The organism is Clostridia bacterium (assembly GCA_017410375.1).
In the GTDB taxonomy this organism is placed as follows: Bacteria; Bacillota; Clostridia; order RGIG6154; family RGIG6154; genus RGIG6154.
Genome location: JAFQQW010000069.1, coordinates 25,095 through 41,574, shown reverse-complemented (window position 1 = coordinate 41,574; position 16,480 = coordinate 25,095). Strand labels below are relative to the sequence as shown.

The window sequence follows — 16,480 nt, the reverse complement described above, 5'->3', positions numbered from 1 at the left end:
TAATAAACACAAGCTCGCTTTAAAAGCGAGCTTGTTTCTTTTTCGTTCTGTCTTGTCGCTTTCGCCAAAAGTTTACAAGTAATACTTTTGGCGAATGGCACACTACGCGTGCTATTTCTCTCCTTCAGTCTCACTACGCTTAACAGCTTCCTCATCAGAGGAAGCCTTTTTGCCTCCCTCTGACGAGGGAGGTGGCACCGCAGAGCGGTGACGGAGGGAGAGAAAGTCCAAAAGCTTCCAAGTAATACTTTTGGCGAATGGCACGCTACGCATGCTATTTCTCTCCTTCAGTCTCACTACGCTTAACAGCTTCCTCATCAGAGGAAGCCTTTTTGCCTCCCTCTGACGAGGGAGGTGGCACCGCAAAGCGGTGACGGAGGGAGAGAAAGTCCAAAAGCTTCCAAGTAATACTTTTGGCGAATGGCACGCTACGCGTGCTAGTTCTCTCCTTCAGTCTCACTACGCTTAACAGCTTCCTCGTCAGAGGAAGCCTTTTTGCCTCCCTCTGACGAGGGAGGTGGCACCGCAGAGCGGTGACGGAGGGAGAGAAAGTCCAAAACTTAAAGAATCCCCACACCAATCGGTGTGGGGGAACTTTTTATATTTTCGTTAACTTAATATTATTCTCTGCAATCACTTTTTCCAAAGTCTCATCCTCAAAGCTTTCAGAGATGATGTAATCCACCTCGTCAAACTGGCAAAGCTTTGCAAAACCGATTCTGCCGAGCTTGGATGCATCACAAAGATAGTAGGTTTCCTTGGCGTTTTTCAGCATTCTCTGCTTAATGGCACATTCCTGCTCATTGCTTTCCAAAATTCCGCCGTTTTCGGTAATGCCGCGGCTGGAAAAGAACATTTTGTCCGCAAAAAAGTAGTGGGAAATGTTTGTTTCGGCAAGGTTGCCCACAAAAGACTGGTTCTGGCTCACAAAACCGCCCACAGAAACGACTTTTAACCCTTGGGCATCTCCTAACTCCTGAATCACACGAATGGAGTTTGTGATGACCGTTACGTTGTGCATACCCTTAAGCTCTTTTGCCATGTAAAAGGTGGTGGTGGAGGCATCTAAGAAAATAGTGTCCCCGGGAACAATCCCTTTTGTCGCCTCTTTGGCAAGCCGTTCTTTAATGTCGGTGTTGGTATTCTTTCTTTTTTCCAAAGAAAGCTCCATTTTTGCCTGTTCAATCGGAATCGCGCCACCGTGGGTACGAATCAAAAGCTCATTTTTTTCAAGCTTTTCTAAATCACGACGCACTGTTTCTTCGGTAACACCAAGCTCCTGGCTTAATTTACTTACCTGCACCGCGCCGTTTTCCTTTAAGCTGTCCAGTATAATTTTTTGTCTTTCTACAGCAAACATATCTTTATATTCTCCGTATCTTTTATTCATTCCTATCTGCCTCCCTTGCCTAAAGGGAGGGGGACCGCTTCAGCGGTGGAGGGATTATTTTAAAATCTTAACCACATCGCCATTTCTGAGGCCTGCGGAATTGGCATCGTCGGTGTCGATATGCATTTCTACATTAAAGTCATCGCGCACACGCACCTGTACATCATAAAATTTGGTGGGCTTAATGCCTTCAATTTCCACATCCACATAATCGTTGTCGCGGATGCCGTGCTTTTCGGCATACTGCGGTGTTAAATGAATGTGACGGTTGGCAATGATGACACCCTCTTTTAAATACACAGAGCCTTTCGGTCCAACCAGAACCAGGCGTTCAGAGCCTTCAATTTCGCCCGAGGGACGAACCGGGGGACTTACCTTTAACACGAATGTATCGGTTCTTGAAATTTCGACTTGTGTATTTTTACGCACAGGTCCTAAAACACGCACCTTTTCAATGGCTTTTAAGGACGGACCAACCAATGTTACAAACTGCTCGGAGGCATATTCTCTGCCCATGAGTGTTTTTAATTTTGTAAGCTCAAAGCCTTTGCCGAAAAGGGTATCTAAGTCTTCTCTCGAAAGATGCACATGGCGCTGCGATACGCCGATTTTCACCTGTTCGTTTTTATCTGTATTATATTCAAAAATCGCCGCCTGAACGGCTTTTTCAATTGCTTTCTGATCCATAATCAATTTACCTTTCTGAAGAAAAGTTACCGCCAAGGACGGCAAAAACCGTCCTTGGGGTTAAAAGAAATTAAAGAGTCGGTAAAATCTTTTCCACATCGCCGTGAGGACGGGGGATAACATGTACTGCAATGAGTTCACCCAATCTGGATGCTGCAGAAGAGCCTGCTTCTGTTGCAGCCTTAACCGCGCCAACATCGCCGCGAATCATAACGCTTACCAAGCCGGAACCGATTTTTTCGGTACCAACCAGCTGTACGTTTGCTGCCTTAACCATTGCATCTGCTGCTTCGATTGCAGCAACCAAACCTCTTGTTTCTACCATGCCTAATGCTTCCATAATTCTCTTCCTTTCTTTATATACTAAAATTAATTGTTAGCCTGTTCAAAATCGAAGAATTTTGCCAGTTCTTCGTGGGGATTTGCAATAACCTCTGCACCGAACACCTCGCCTAAGGTGGAAGCCTGCTTTGCGCCTGCTTCAATTGCCGCGGTTACTGCGTCTACTTTACCTGCGATAATCAAGGTAACCAAACGTCCGCCCAAACGCTTTTCGGTGTGGATAAGACGAACCTCTGCGGTTTTTACCATGGTATCGAGTGCGTTAATGGAGGCAACCAAGCCCTGCACCTCTAACAATCCGATAGATGAAATCATTTCTTATCCGCCTCCTTTTTTAAGAACGATTTGGGAAGCTTTTTGTTGAATTTATCCTTGTTGATATCCATCAAATAAGCCATTTTATCTGTGCCGTCTGCAGGATTTGCAATGATGTGGGACACAATGTATTTCCCCTTTGATTTTGCGTAATTCACGCCTGCTTCAACTGCTGCCTGCACCGCACCGACATCGCCCGAGATTTTAACAATCATCACAAGCGGAGCGGGAACATCGGGAGAAATGGGACGGTTACGGTCAAAAGCAATAACCTCAATGTCTGCGGTTTTTGCGCAAACATCTGCCACACAAACCGCGGTGGTGAAGCTGTATACTTCAATCATGCCTAATGCTTTCATTTTTTCACCTCAATCAAACAATGTGTAAGCCGTCAACCAATACGCAACGACGCTGTCTTGTAAAGGAGTGTGCCGCAGTCAGACCTTCGCCGGTAGGACCTGCAATGGTAAAGGTGGTATAGCCCTCGCCACCTGCACCAATCCCTGCATAAGAGGGCGCATTCTTTACAAAAATGGTGGTTTCTACCGCTCTTGCAAAGGCAGTTAAGTGGTCAACATTTTTGGAGTGAATGTGTGCTGAATGGCGATTTCCGTGTTCTGCCTGACAAGCATATTCAATGGCTTCTTCAATGGAGTTTACACGAACGATTGCCAAAATCGGCATCATCATTTCCACCTGCACGAAGGGGTGCTTGTTGTCTGTTTCACAAATGATAAGTCTCGGGTCTGCATCAATGCCCAGTTCTTTTAAGAATTTGCCTGCATCCTTGCCAACCCACTTTTTATTGATGCTGTATTTGCCGTCTTTTTCAACCAGAGCAACCTTTAAGAGCCGGTCAATCTGTTCACCCTTTAAGAGGTATGCACCGTTTTTGCACATGGAATCAATCAGTCTGTCTGCTACATTGGAAAGAACAAAGCATTCTTTTTCTGCAATACAGGGCAAGTTGTTGTCAAAGCTTGCACCTTTAACAATGTCTGCACCTGCTTTTTCGATGTCAGCAGTATCGTCTACAATAACGGGCGGGTTACCTGCACCTGCACCGATTGCCTTTTTACCGGAGGAAAGAAGCATTTTTACAACGCCCGGACCACCGGTTGCCACCAGCATTCTTACGATGGGGGACGAAACCATTTCATTAGAAGAATCCATAGTCGGTTTCTTTACCGAAACCACTAAGTTTTCGGGACCGCCAGCTTCTAAGATTGCACGGTTTACCAGGTCAACTGCATAGTTTGCAGTTCTGCAAGCATTGGGGTGGGGGTTAAATACCACCGCGTTACCGCCTGCAATCATGCCCATGGAGTTGCAGATAACCGTTTCACTGGGGTTTGTAGAGGGGGTAATTGAGCCGATTACACCATAGGGTGCCATTTCGATTAAGGTTAAGCCCTCGTCACCGGTGAACACCTGCGGTTTCAAATCTTCAGTACCGGGGGTTTTGTTTGCCACCAGCTGATGCTTGATGATTTTATCCGAAACTCTGCCCATGCCGGTTTCTTCTACGCCAAGGATTGCTAAGTTTTCAGCTTCCTCTAAGGTTAAGCGACGAATGTTTTTAATCATTTCTTCGCGCTGTGCCACAGAATAGCTCTTAAACTGCTTATAAGCCTTGTCTACAGCAGTTAATGCCTCTGTCATGGTATCAAAAACGCCAAGCTGTTTTTTGCCTGCCACGGGTGCGCCCGAAACATTTGCAACAACTTTAGCTACAATTTCCTGCACAAGTTTTTCGTTGAATTCCATCTGTTTTTATCCTCCTTATAAAATCTGTTCCCACATTTTGCTGTCGGGGTTGGCAATGACCGAGCTGTCTAAGAACATTCCGCCGCCTGCAACCTCCTGCTCAGCCCGCTCAATTGCTGCCTGCACAGCTGAAACCGAGCCTGTGATATACATATACGATTTACCGCACATACCCTTTGCGATGCGAAGCTCAATCAACTGAACTTCAGCGGTTTTGGCTGCCATATCTGCCGCCACAATAATGGATGCCGCGGAAAAGGTTTCCAGAACACCGAGGGCGGACGGATTTTCTACCGGGTTTGCCCCGTAAATTGCAGGGAATATAGATTCGTCCGGGTTGCCGAGCACAAAGCTGTCAATCATTTTTGAGCCCTGTACACCCTTTGCCGCATCAATTGCAGCACGGACTGCACTTAATTCGCCGGTGATTAAAACCGTGTATTTACCGGGGCACACAACCTGCGCCTCGATGATGTCAACGTCGGCAGTCTTAACCATAATGTCTGCGGCTTTTACACCGGTGGACACCGTCTGGTATTCCGCCATACCGATTGCCTTGCTCATTTATGTGCCTCCTTTTTAATTACAATAAACTGCTCGCACACAACCGAAACGATGCCGTCAATGGGCGCGTGAATGGCGTTGCTTAACGCCTTTTCCTTCGGTGTGCCGATGATTTGATTCTGTGCTACAGCATCGCCCTCTTTTACACAGGCAACAGCCGGTGCACCTGCGTGTTGGCTGAGCTTAACCTTTACGGTTGAAACATTTGGAATTTCGTCTGTAAGGGGAGCGAGCTTGTTGTATTCTGTAAGCCCAAGCCGTGCGGTTACACGGGCTTTGGGGATTTGTCTGTAGGGTCGTTTGTCTGATACTGCATCAAATTGGGGTTCGGGGAGCTTCTGTCCCGAAGCTTTAAGTGCCATTTTTAAGTCCTGAATAATGGCTTTGGGGCTTAAAGACTGGGGGCAGGCATACAATTCGCACACACCGCAACCCGAACAATAGGCGGCATTTACAATCGCCTCAGGGTTTGAAACCTTGCCCGAAGATACGGCACGCATGATTTCGCTTGGCTCGATGGGATGTCCGAGTAAATGTCTCGGGCACATGTCGGTGCAGGTTTTGCACTGACAGCAAGCGCTCATGACCCGTTTGATGTTGATGTTTGTTTTGTTCTGCTTCCGGATAATAACCGGGTGGTTTTCGGGAAGCACTAAAATTGCGTTGGTGGTTTTGGTCACCACATCCGATGGAGAAACAGGGTTTCCCATCATAGGTCCGCCTGAAAGCAGACTGTATTTTTCAACCGTTGCACCGCCTGCTAACCGAATTAGATCGGTAAAGCTTGTGCCAATCGGCACGTGCAATGTAACAGAGTTTTTCACTTCACCTGCCATGGTTACGTATTTATGGGTAACCGGCTTATTTTCCCACACTGCCCGGTAGATGTTGTATGCCGTTTCTACATTGTAAACGCTGACACCCACCGAAATGGGGATGTCGCCGGGCGGTACAACTCTGCCCGTGGTCTCGAAAATGGTAATCACTTCGTCCCCTGCAGGATAGGTTTCCGGAATCAGGGAAAGGCGAATGCCCGGGAAGGCGGGGAGTGCTTCTCTTAAAGCCTCCACCGTGCGCTTGTAGGAGGGTTTTGTGGCAATGATGCAATCCTTTGCCCCAACCGTCTCACAAACCAATTGAAGTGCCTTTAAAATTTCAAAGGTGTGCGCCTTTAACACATGGCGGTGTACCTTTAAAAGAGGCTCGCATTCTGCGCAGTTTAAGATAATGGTATCTGCTTTTTCGTTCAGCTTTGCGTGCGAAGGAAAGCCTGCACCGCCTGCACCGCAGACGCCGTTATCCTGTAATATTTTTGCTAATTCCTTGATGGTCATGTGCTTTCCCTCCCTTTCCTGCTGAAATAAAATCATTTAAATTATAAATTCGGGGTTTCGTCCAAAATACCCACAATAGCCGCATCCACCGGTGCGTTTTCCATACCGCAACCGATTCTTGCACTGCTTCCGGTTGCAACCAACACATATTCGCCGATGCCGGCGCCAATGTTGTCAACCGCAACAATCTTGCCTAAGGTGGGGTTTGCATCCTTTAACGGCTCAACCACCATGAATTTGTTACCGATTAAATTTTCGTTTTTGCGTGTGGATACAACGCTTCCGATAACTTTACCAATCAGCATTTTCTTTACCTCCTGCTTTTTTGTTTGTTGTCTTTAGCACAACAATGCAAGTGTCTTTTGCGTTGCTCTGCTCAAAACAACAAGTTCCCCGGGTGGCAAAAAGCCACCCGAGAACCGTTATACCTCTTATTTCAATGCAGGCAGAATCTTTTCCACATCGCCGTGAGGACGGGGAATAACGTGGGTAGCAATGATTTCGCCAAGCTTTTGAGCAGATGCGTTACCTGCTTCAACAGCAGCCTTAACCGCACCAACGTCACCGCGAACCATAACGCTTACCAGACCGGAACCGATTTTTTCGGTGCCAACCAGCTGTACGTTTGCAGCCTTTAACATTGCGTCAGCTGCTTCGATTGCAGCTACCAAACCTCTTGTTTCTACCATACCTAATGCTTCTAATGCCATTTTCTTTTCCTCCTTAATTTCTACAACTTCTTTAATTTCTGCAGCCTTGGGCTTTGTTGCCTTGGCTGTTGTTTTTTTTGCTGTTGCCATTTTGTTCACCGCCTGTTAAAATTTCGGTAAAATTTTCTCCACATCTGCATGCGGACGGGGGATAACGTGTACTGCAACCAGTTCGCCAAGTCTCTGTGCAAGGTTTGCACCTGCTTCAACAGCAGCCTTAACTGCGCCAACGTCACCGCGTACCATAACGCTTACCAGACCGGAACCGATTTTTTCTGTACCGATTAAGGTAACCTCTGCTGCCTTAACCATTGCATCCGATGCTTCGATTGCAGCGGTTAAGCCTCTTGTTTCGATCATACCTAATGCTTCTAATGCCATTTTATTTGCCTCCCTTTACTTATTCGTTTATAATTGCAATTTTCAAACCTTCCATTTTCAGGTTTGTAATGTGCGCTTCGTTAATCTGTTCCAAGGGGAACTTGTGGGTAATCAGCTTCTCGATGGGAAGACCGATGCCCTTTGCACGCTTTAAGAAATCAAAGGTGGTTGCATAGTCTCTTAAGGTGTATACCCAGGAGCCAACAGTTGTGATTTCTTTTGCGCAGATATCAAAGTGCGGATTGATGGTTGCATCGCCGCCGTTGATGAAGAAGCCCAGTTCACAAAGACCGCCGCCGTTGCGGATGAATTTGTAGATGTTGCTGTGGGCAATGGGCGAGCCGGTGCACTGGAATGCAAAGTCTGCAAAGTAACCGCCAAGAGCATCCTTTACGCCTTCTGCCAATGCTTCCTGACCCTTAAACGCCTTAAAGTTCACGGTTGCGGTTGCACCCATTTCCTTAGCAAAGTTAAGTCTCTTTTCTTCACCGTCGATTGCAACGATGTTTTCGATACCCATGGTGCGCAAAATTGCGATACAAATAAGTCCGATCGGTCCGCAGCCCTGTACGGCAACACGGCTGTTAAAGCGCAGGATGCCGGTGGTTTTTGCCCGTTCAACCGCATGGATTAAAACGGCACAGGGTTCGATTAAGATTCGAAGGTCGAGATTCAAATCGCTTACGTTAAATACGGTAGAGCCCTTGCGGATAACCATGTAATCGGCAAACCAGCCGTTTAAATGGATGTCGTCATCGGGCAGAAGTCCGTATACATCCGCACCGCCCACGTTCTGCTTGTTTAAGTCAAACATGGTGATGTCGGGGTTATCTTTGAAAATCATGCAGGTTACAACCTTGTCGCCAAGACCTAAGGGCTTGCCTGCACTGTCTTTTGTTACGTTTTTACCGATTTTTACAATTTCACCGGTACCTTCGTGACCCAAAACCAAAGGAATGAGGCCGAAGGGGTCCCTTTTGAATTCGTGCGCATCGGTACCGCAAACACCGCAGCCTTCTACTTTAACCAAAATTTCATCATCACCGATTTCGGGGATGGGGAATTCCTTGATTTCGTAGTTTTCCAGCTTGGTGAGCATGGCTGCTCTGCTGGTTTTCGGAATGGCTTTGGAGGAAGCGGGCTTAGATACCGCACCGTTTTCCATCTGGGACAGAACTTGTTTTACAATTTCCTGGATTTTATCCTGATTCATATTCACATTTCTCCTGTCCGTCATATTTTGAATGCCTCGTACCGGGATTTTAAAATCTCTCTGCATCTCCGGCGTAAAATCCGGAATGATTAAATAACGAGGCGGTTGCGCAAAGGTCGCATGCATGGCAGAAAGGGCAACATTTAAGTTGGTTAAGGATTCCCATTTTTTCAAAAGAATGTTTAGCTCTGCTTTTGATAAAAGGTAACCGCCCTTTTCGACCATTTTATATGCCGTAAGTTCCGGCTCTGTGGTTTTTACAATTCTAAGACCTTGTTTCATAGCTTTGAAATCTCCGTTTCAAACACGGATTTTCCGTAAGCGCCAAGAAGGGTGTCCTGCTCTTCCGAGCCACCGCTTACCCCGAGTCCGCCGATGACTTCACCGTTAACTTCAAGCGGTTCGCCACCGCCGAAAATCACAATCTTACCCTGATTGGTGAACTGAATGCCATACAGGCTTTTACCGGGCTGTGCAAGCCCCGATAAGGTTTTGGTGGACATTTTAAGGGAAGCACAGGTAAACGCTTTGTTTACCGCAATATCATAGCTTGCGATGTATGCATCGTCCATAGAATGTACGAGAATCGGGTTTGCACCCTTATCGCAAATGGCAATGACTGCGTTTACACCTAACTCTTTGGCTTTGTCCTGAATTTTATCGGCAACGGTTTTTGCCAGGGCAAGGCTTATTTTTTTAGATGTGAGATTCTGCACAACCTTTGCCACAATTTCGGAAAGTTCCTGATTCTGCATGACCGTTTCCTTTCTTTATAAATATGTAGGTAAAATTATTTACCCAGCTGTGCCATAACCTGCTTTGTAATTTCAGCAATTAAATCTGCATCGGAATTGCTGCTCTTGGAATGGCAGTTGCCGCCGCAGGAATGACAGCTTGCTTTGCCTTCTTTTGCGTTCGGGCAGAGGTTTGCAGGGTGCTTACCGGATAAACCGAACTGTCTTCTGATTTCATAGAGACGCTGAACCTGTTCTTCATTCAGTTCTTTCGGACCGCCGAGCTGTTTTGCTTTGAAGAGAAGCTCTGCATAGAATTCCAGGGATTCCATCTTGTGGTAAGCCGCAAGCAAAGAATCGGAGTAGGAAAGTGCACCGTGGTTTGCAAGAAGAACTGCATCATAGTACTGGAGATACTTTTCAACAGCATCCGGGATTTCGTTGGTGGACGGCGTGCCGTATTCAGCGATCGGAACGCAACCGAGTGCGATAACTGCTTCGGGCATGATGGGCTGTGTCAGCGGAATGCCTGCGATAGCAAAAGCGGTTGCATAGATAGGATGTGCGTGTACAACAGACTTAACGTCAGGTCTTTCCTTATATACACGCATGTGCATTTTGATTTCAGAAGAGGGCTTGAAGTTGCCGTTTGCCTGAATCACATTGCCTTCTGCGTCAACCTTACAGATGTATTCGGGGGTCATAAAGCCCTTGGATACGCCTGTGGGGGTGCAGAGGAATTCGTTGTCGCTGATTTTAACGGAGATGTTACCGTCGTTTGCAGCAACCATGCCTCTGTTGTAAATTCTCTTACCGATGTCGCAAATTTGTTTTTTGATTTCGAATTCAGATGTCATTGTTTCATTTCTCCTTTTTTATGAATTTTTGTTTTCTTTGTTTTTTACTACTTTTGTCTTTATTTTACCATGGTTTCCCATGAATGTCAACACTTTTTTGTGGTTTTTTGTGGTTTTTTCTGTTTTTATTCTTTGTTTTGAAGAAAATCCAACAAAGAAACCAACGTTTTCTTATCTTTTGAGTTAATATGGAAGATTTTTGTGCAACCCGTAAGCCGAAGCCACCGTTCTGCACGCTCCGGGTTTGCGCCTTCACAGTCGATGTGGGTCACGATGCCAATCACCTCACGGTTTACAAGGCAGGTGACGTTTGGCGGAAACAGCGAATATTCTTCGGTGGCGGAAAGCAATAAGCCAACCACATCCGCCTCGTAGGAGTAAAGGGCAAGTGCCCGTCCCAAATGCTGATTTTCCGCATATTCCCCGGGGGTGTCAATAATACCGTTAAAATACTGAATGTCCTGGGTTTTCTGATAGCTGATGGGCGTTTCCCGCAAGGCTTGTGTCAGTGTTGTTTTGCCGCAGCCGCTGCGTCCCATAAAAATAATTGTTCTCATGTGCGGGTCACTTCACAAACCGTAAAGCTTAAAGTCTGTCTGCAGTAATCGCAAACGGCTTCTAAGGAAGCCTCTACCTGCGAGACGGTGCCGGTGATAATCAGTGTACCGCTGAAGCGGTCTACAAATCCCAATTCTGCACCCGAAGCTTTAATGGCGATATCTCCTGCGATAATCGCAGTTTCGGCAGGTGACATGGTGATGATGCCAATGGCACTTTTGCTGTATTCCACCGCCGGGTCAAGACCGAGCTTTTTATACAGAATTTCGTCCGGGTTTGCGATGATGTGGGCAAGGGTGATTTGTTTGCCGGGTACCAGCTCTTGTATGATGCGCGTTTTGTCCTGATATTCCATGGGTTAACCTCCTATCCGGCAAGTAATGCCTAAGCTTTCTGCAGTTTTTTTCAGGCGCTCCATTTTTTCGTCTGTGGGTGTATCCACATCCGGCATGGTGTAATCGCGCCCTAACCAGCGATACTTGTCTGTGCCGAACTTGTGGTAGGGCAGCAGATGCATTTCGTTGGTCTTTTCTAATTTGGAAACAAAGGTTGCAATCTCGCGGATTTCTTCCTCTGTATCGTTAAAGGTTGGGATGACAGGCACGCGGACAATCATTTTATTTGCGTTTCTGTCAATTTTGATTGCGTTTTCCAGAATTCTTTGGTTGTCTTTTCCGGTAAATGCCTTGTGCTTTTCAGGATTGATGTGCTTAATGTCCATCATATAGGTGTCAATGAGCGGAAGAAGCGGTTCAATCACCTTGTAATCCACCACCGAGGTGGTTTCGATGGCGGTATTGATGCCTCTTTCCTGACAAGCCCGTAAAATGCCTTCTGCAAACTGTGGTTGCAGGAGCGATTCACCGCCCGACAGGGTCAGCCCACCGCCCGAACGGCGATAGTAAGGCATATCCTTTTCAACCGTCTCAATGATTTCCCGAACGGTCACATCCCGTCCCACAAGCTTTTCCTTGCCGTCATCTAATTTCATGGTTTCGATTTCAAAGCTCTGGGATTCGGGATTACAGCACCATTTGCAACGGAGTGCACATCCCTTTAAAAAGATGATGGTGCGGATGCCCGGTCCGTCATGTACCGAAAAACGCTGAATATCAAATATTCTTCCGGTAATGTTTTCGTAATTCATAGTATTTAAATTCCTTTATTAAAATCCACTCTGTTCGGTTCTGCGGATGATGTCGTCCTGAAGCGATTTCGAGAGGGTGGTAAACAGTGCGCTGTAGCCTGCCACACGAACCACTAAGCTCTTGTAGTTTTCAGGATGTGCCTGTGCATCTCTTAAGGTTTCACGGCTTACCACATTAAACTGCATGTGCGAGCCTTTCTGATCAAAGTAACCGCGGATAAGTGCCACAAAGTTTTCAATGCCCTTTTGTCCCTTTAATGCAGAGGGATGGAACTTCATGTTAAACAGCGTGCCGTTGGAGGCAATGCCGTGGTCAAGCTTGGAAACCGAGTTTGCAGATGCAGTAGGACCTGAAACGTCTGCGCCTGCGCTGGGGGATACACCGTCAGCCACGGGGGTGTATGCCAGTCTGCCGTCAGGCGTTGCGCCGGTCTGTGCACCAAGGGGTACGTTTGCCGATACCGGATAAAGACCTGCCTGGAAAATACCGCCTCTGGGGTTTTTGTGCTTTTCCATGGGACGGGTGTATGTATAAGCAACCTCTCGAGCTAAGCTGTCGATTTCGGGAATGTCGTTACCGAATTTCGGAAGTGCCAAAATCTTTTCGCGCACAGAAGTGTATTTTTCGTCACCGCTGTTACCTGCAACCTGCTTATAAATAGAAGCAATCTGCTCTTCGGTTACGGTTTTGCCCGATGCGACAAGTGCCTTTACAATCTGGGTGGTCACTTCTTCTGCATTCTCTGCCGAGGTGCTTTCTCCGAAATTGTTTTGCAAAGCTTCTTTCAGTTCAGCCATGGTTACGGATTTTTCTTCAAACACCAGCTTTTTGATGGCATACATCGCGTCTGCCATGTTGGCAATACCAAAGCCCTGCGGGCCTGTAAAGTTGTAGATAGCACCGCCCTCTTGCACCGACTTTCCTCTGCCGATACAATCTTCTACCATACAAGAAAGGAAGGGGAGCGGACAACGCTTTGCGTGTGCCACGTCGATGGAGTTGTTGGCATTTACAAGAAGCTTTATGGTGTATTTCATCTGTGCCTTGTATGCCTCAAACACCTCTTCGAAAGAGGTCATCTTTGTCACATCGCCTGTGGGAATGCCCACCTGTTCGCCGTTATCCTTGCCGTTGTCAAACACCAGCTCGATGATACGGCACATGTTAAAGAATGCCGCGTCATGCCAACCGTCGGTCTTGCCCCATTTCTGCGGCTCAACGCAACCGATGATATTGTATTCTCTTGCATCCTCCATGGTAAGTCCACGGGACAAAAGAGACGGGATAATCACTTCGTCATTGTAGTAGGCAGGAAGTCCTACGCCCGTACGGGTAAGCTCGGCTGCCTTACATAAAAATTCGTGGGGGGTGTTGTTCCATACGCGCACCGAAAAAGACGGCTGCGGCAACATAACATGCATGGTTGCCTGGATGGACATGTAAGACAAATCGTTTGTGGCATCCAAGCCCTCTTTGGTCTGACCGCCTGCGATTAAGTTCTGGAACAGGCTGTAGCCGGCAAAGCCTTCTGCCGATGCCGCATCGCGTGCTTTGTTTAAATCATTCAGCTTTACCCAGATGCAGTCCATCAGTTCTTGCGCAAATTCATAGGTCAAGCTACCCTGCGCCATATCCTTTTCAAAGTAGGGATACATGTACTGGTCAAATCTGCCGGGGGAAATGGAGTGACCCGAGGATTCAATCTGAATGAGCATCTGTACAAACCAGAACGACTGGCAAGCCTCGTAAAAGCTTCTTGCACCGTTGCCGGGTACCTGTACACAGTTTTCTGCAATCTTTAAAAGTTCTGCTTTTCGTTTGTCATCGGTTTCGGATTTTGCCATAGAAAGGGCAAGCTCTGCATAGCGCGCCGCATAACGGATAACCGCCTCACAGCTGATCAGTATACTCTGTAAGAAGGTATAGCGGTCTGCATAATCTGCATCGCTGATATCAAGCTTTGCCATCGCTTCTTTGGTTTCGTTTATAATGCCGTTGTAGCCAACCGCTAAAATCTTGCCGTAGTCTACCGTTACATGCCCGATGCCGTTATAGAAATAGTTGCCCGGGGTAAACAGATTGTGCGCCATAGCCGTTTTGGTTTCGGGTGCCATGAGCGATTCGGCAAGCTCACTTGTGGTCTTGTTCTTCCAGTAGGGGAACACTTCTCTTAACTTTCTCTTTGTTTCTTCCGATACATAAAAGGGGTCTGCGGTACGGGTTTCAATGGTGTCTAATTCACCCTCTAACCACGCGTAAGAGAATTCGGGGTATACCTGACAGCCTCTGGGCGCCTTTGTACCGCTGCCTACAATCAATTCCTCATCACGGATGGTAATCGGAATATTATCTAAGATGTGTTCAAAAGCCTTTGCACGTCTTAAATAAATATGTAAGTTTTCGGTTTCTTTATAGCTTTCTGTGATTAAAACCGCACGGTCAGCCTCTACTTCTGGCATCTTCTTAAAAAGATTTTCAATTAAGCGACCGATTCGGTCTGTCTTTGCGATTTCTCTGAAATGTGCTGTATTCATAAGGTAACCTCCTTTATAGCCGTCATAAAGTCTTTGTATTTTTGTTCAAAATGGTTTTGCCAGCCGGGAAAGCCGTTGCCGATTAAAAAGCTTTTCCCGTAAGGCGTCATGGGGATATCGTTTAAGCCGTCCCCGAAAATGTATGTTTCTTCTTTTTTTATGCCAAGTTTTTTTTGCAGCGCGCTTAACGCAACGCCTTTGTCGGTTTCAGGGGAAATGTATTCCTGCCATGTGGCATCTTTGTAAATGCGTTTAAGTCCCGGAATTTCTTTTAAGGGTGCGTTTTTAACCGCCACCTTATAGATTTCATCCCTGCATTCACAAAGGGGAAGTACATGCCCGTTATAGTCTGCCTTAGCCTGTCGGTAAAAGGGCTTGTTCCCGCAGGAGGCATAGGCGATATATTTGCCGTAGCCAATGGCTGTGGGATAGTCTGTTTTGTCAAAGGCAATCGGAAATTTTAAAAGGGTTTCTTCTTTATATACTGTAATGCCACCGTCCGAGCAGATGAAATAGGCAGGATGCTTTAAGCCTTCAAACATCCGTTTAACCTGCACATAGCTTCTGCCTGTTGCAATGCAAAGGGCAATCCCTTTTTCGGAAAAGCTGTCTAAAGCATCTAAAATATTCGGTTGTAGATTTTTTGCGTTTTTGGGAAGCAAAGTGCCGTCCAAATCACAGATTATCATAGATACCATAGATTTTCTCATTCTCCTTCATATACAAGTTTACAACAAAAAACCAAAAAAGTCAATAGTTTCACAGAAAAAAATAACAAAAACACAGAAAAAACCAACCTCAATCGGTTGGTTTTTGTGCAAATCGGGCAAAAACAGAAATAATTAAGCCAATCAGAAAGATGCCTGCCGCGGTTATAATGGTTTCCCGGGCGATAAACAAAAAGGAAGTGCTTAAAGGGAGTACAAACCGAAGCACAAGGCAGAACAGAAGAATAAACAATGCCACCGAGGTGGAAAAAAGATAGGCAAATTTAGAAAAGCCTTTTAATTTATTTATATGAGAAAAAAGTATACGCAAAATTTTTAAATCCCCTTTCTTTTTTTTGGAATGTATGCTATACTTAAATAGTAGCATAGATGTATGGTGTAATACAATGCTGAAATAATGGAAGAGGTAGTAAAAATTATGGAAATCGGTGTTTCAACGGCATGCTTTTATCCGGAGCTTACGGAAAATATCCCTGCCCGCCTGCAGGCAATCGGCGTCAATACGGCAGAGGTGTTTTTAAATTCCGAATCGGAATATGCGCCGGAATTCTGTCTGGCGTTAAAAGAAAAACTGGATACTTCAGGCATAAAGGTGGTTTCGGTGCATTCGTTTGTGGCACAGCACGAGCCGTTTTTGTTCTCGGATTACCAAAGGCGTGTAACCGATGCCGAACGCATCTACCGCAAGGTGCTCAGCGCCTCACTTTTGCTGGGTGCTAAATATCATACCTTCCACGGTGCACGCAAGGAAATGCTTTCTAAATACTTTGATGCCGATGGCTTTGCGGAAAAAATCAACTACCTTGCAGACGTTGCAGGGGAGTATGACATAAAGCTTGCCTTGGAAAACGTAAGCTGGTGCGTAACCCATGACATAGAATTTTTAAAAGCAGTTTTGCCAAAGCTGACCTCTCCCCATTTAGGCTTCACCCTGGATTTAAAGCAGGCACGAAGAGCAGGCTTCAATTATCTTGAATATGTAAAGCTTTTTTCGAACCGCCTTTTAAACGTACATATCTCGGATGCAAATGACATCTCCGACTGTCTCCTGCCTGGGGATGGGGATGTGGACTTTTCCGCAGTATTCCGCGATTTAAAGGCTTTTGGCTACAAGGGCGACTGCATCATTGAAATCTATAACAATGCCCTTACCTCAGACGCACATTTAAAAGCATCTGTAGAAAGCTTAAGAAAAATCGCGTCCGAATAAGAAAACGG

General features: G+C 46.2%; 21 protein-coding genes. 1 reads left to right on the top strand and 20 read right to left on the bottom strand.

The genetic code is table 11. From position 1 onward, the window contains the following. Positions 1-598 precede the first annotated feature (598 nt). From IJE10_11560 to IJE10_11465, 20 genes are all read right to left on the bottom strand, one after another. Positions 599-1,390 (bottom strand): DeoR/GlpR transcriptional regulator, encoded by a 792-nt coding sequence (locus IJE10_11560; protein MBQ2968740.1) that lies wholly within the window; start codon positions 1,388-1,390, stop codon positions 599-601. A gap of 54 nt (positions 1,391-1,444) precedes the next feature. Continuing rightward, a complete protein-coding gene (locus tag IJE10_11555; protein MBQ2968739.1) occupies positions 1,445-2,077 on the bottom strand; it encodes a phosphate propanoyltransferase in 633 nt (210 codons plus the stop codon). A gap of 70 nt (positions 2,078-2,147) precedes the next feature. Further along, the gene (eutM, locus tag IJE10_11550; protein ID MBQ2968738.1) at positions 2,148-2,417 is read right to left on the bottom strand and encodes an ethanolamine utilization microcompartment protein EutM; all 270 of its coding nucleotides are present in this window, start codon (positions 2,415-2,417) and stop codon (positions 2,148-2,150) included. Positions 2,418-2,446: 29 nt separating this feature from the next. Then, positions 2,447-2,734: a BMC domain-containing protein gene (locus IJE10_11545; protein ID MBQ2968737.1), complete on the bottom strand. Its 288-nt coding sequence runs from the start codon at positions 2,732-2,734 to the stop codon at positions 2,447-2,449. Continuing rightward, complete coding sequence (locus IJE10_11540) at positions 2,731-3,093, bottom strand: BMC domain-containing protein (protein ID MBQ2968736.1); 363 nt, start codon at positions 3,091-3,093, stop codon at positions 2,731-2,733. The genes IJE10_11545 and IJE10_11540 overlap by 4 nt, the downstream gene beginning before the upstream one ends. Positions 3,094-3,106: 13 nt before the next feature. After that, positions 3,107-4,501, bottom strand: coding sequence for an aldehyde dehydrogenase EutE (locus tag IJE10_11535; protein MBQ2968735.1), 1,395 nt, complete (start codon positions 4,499-4,501; stop codon positions 3,107-3,109). A 15-nt stretch (positions 4,502-4,516) separates the two neighbouring features. Next, on the bottom strand, positions 4,517-5,065 hold the full coding sequence (locus tag IJE10_11530; GenBank protein MBQ2968734.1) for a BMC domain-containing protein: 549 nt from the start codon (positions 5,063-5,065) through the stop codon (positions 4,517-4,519). Beyond that, on the bottom strand, positions 5,062-6,399 hold the full coding sequence (locus tag IJE10_11525) for an SLBB domain-containing protein (protein ID MBQ2968733.1): 1,338 nt from the start codon (positions 6,397-6,399) through the stop codon (positions 5,062-5,064). The genes IJE10_11530 and IJE10_11525 overlap by 4 nt, the downstream gene beginning before the upstream one ends. Positions 6,400-6,440: 41 nt before the next feature. Beyond that, a complete protein-coding gene (locus tag IJE10_11520) occupies positions 6,441-6,704 on the bottom strand; it encodes a EutN/CcmL family microcompartment protein (GenBank protein ID MBQ2968732.1) in 264 nt (87 codons plus the stop codon). 126 nt (positions 6,705-6,830) lie between these two features. After that, complete coding sequence (locus IJE10_11515; protein MBQ2968731.1) at positions 6,831-7,109, bottom strand: BMC domain-containing protein; 279 nt, start codon at positions 7,107-7,109, stop codon at positions 6,831-6,833. Positions 7,110-7,214: 105 nt separating this feature from the next. Continuing rightward, entirely contained in the window at positions 7,215-7,490 is a 276-nt protein-coding gene (locus tag IJE10_11510) for a BMC domain-containing protein (protein ID MBQ2968730.1), read from the bottom strand. Between the two features lie 19 nt (positions 7,491-7,509). Further along, the gene (locus tag IJE10_11505) at positions 7,510-8,703 is read right to left on the bottom strand and encodes a zinc-binding dehydrogenase (protein ID MBQ2968729.1); all 1,194 of its coding nucleotides are present in this window, start codon (positions 8,701-8,703) and stop codon (positions 7,510-7,512) included. Positions 8,704-8,981: 278 nt separating this feature from the next. After that, positions 8,982-9,458 carry a heme-binding protein gene (locus IJE10_11500; GenBank protein MBQ2968728.1) on the bottom strand — a complete coding sequence of 159 codons (477 nt, stop codon included), beginning with the start codon at positions 9,456-9,458 and terminating at the stop codon, positions 8,982-8,984. A gap of 35 nt (positions 9,459-9,493) precedes the next feature. After that, a complete protein-coding gene (locus IJE10_11495) occupies positions 9,494-10,294 on the bottom strand; it encodes a class II aldolase/adducin family protein (protein MBQ2968727.1) in 801 nt (266 codons plus the stop codon). Positions 10,295-10,419: 125 nt separating this feature from the next. Beyond that, a complete protein-coding gene (gene eutP, locus IJE10_11490) occupies positions 10,420-10,851 on the bottom strand; it encodes a EutP/PduV family microcompartment system protein (protein ID MBQ2968726.1) in 432 nt (143 codons plus the stop codon). Next, the gene (locus IJE10_11485) at positions 10,848-11,207 is read right to left on the bottom strand and encodes a BMC domain-containing protein (GenBank protein MBQ2968725.1); all 360 of its coding nucleotides are present in this window, start codon (positions 11,205-11,207) and stop codon (positions 10,848-10,850) included. Before IJE10_11485 ends, eutP begins: the two co-directional genes overlap by 4 nt. 3 nt (positions 11,208-11,210) lie before the next feature. Continuing rightward, entirely contained in the window at positions 11,211-11,999 is a 789-nt protein-coding gene (locus tag IJE10_11480; protein ID MBQ2968724.1) for a glycyl-radical enzyme activating protein, read from the bottom strand. A gap of 18 nt (positions 12,000-12,017) precedes the next feature. Next, positions 12,018-14,534, bottom strand: coding sequence for a glycyl radical protein (locus IJE10_11475; protein MBQ2968723.1), 2,517 nt, complete (start codon positions 14,532-14,534; stop codon positions 12,018-12,020). Further along, positions 14,531-15,232, bottom strand: a complete 702-nt coding sequence (locus tag IJE10_11470; GenBank protein MBQ2968722.1) for an HAD-IIB family hydrolase — start codon at positions 15,230-15,232, stop codon at positions 14,531-14,533. The genes IJE10_11475 and IJE10_11470 overlap by 4 nt, the downstream gene beginning before the upstream one ends. Positions 15,233-15,332: 100 nt before the next feature. After that, positions 15,333-15,572 carry a hypothetical protein gene (locus IJE10_11465; protein ID MBQ2968721.1) on the bottom strand — a complete coding sequence of 80 codons (240 nt, stop codon included), beginning with the start codon at positions 15,570-15,572 and terminating at the stop codon, positions 15,333-15,335. A gap of 108 nt (positions 15,573-15,680) precedes the next feature. On the opposite strand from IJE10_11465, the gene IJE10_11460 reads away from it, so the two are divergent. Beyond that, a complete protein-coding gene (locus IJE10_11460) occupies positions 15,681-16,472 on the top strand; it encodes a sugar phosphate isomerase/epimerase (protein ID MBQ2968720.1) in 792 nt (263 codons plus the stop codon). The last annotated feature ends 8 nt before the right edge of the window (positions 16,473-16,480 follow it).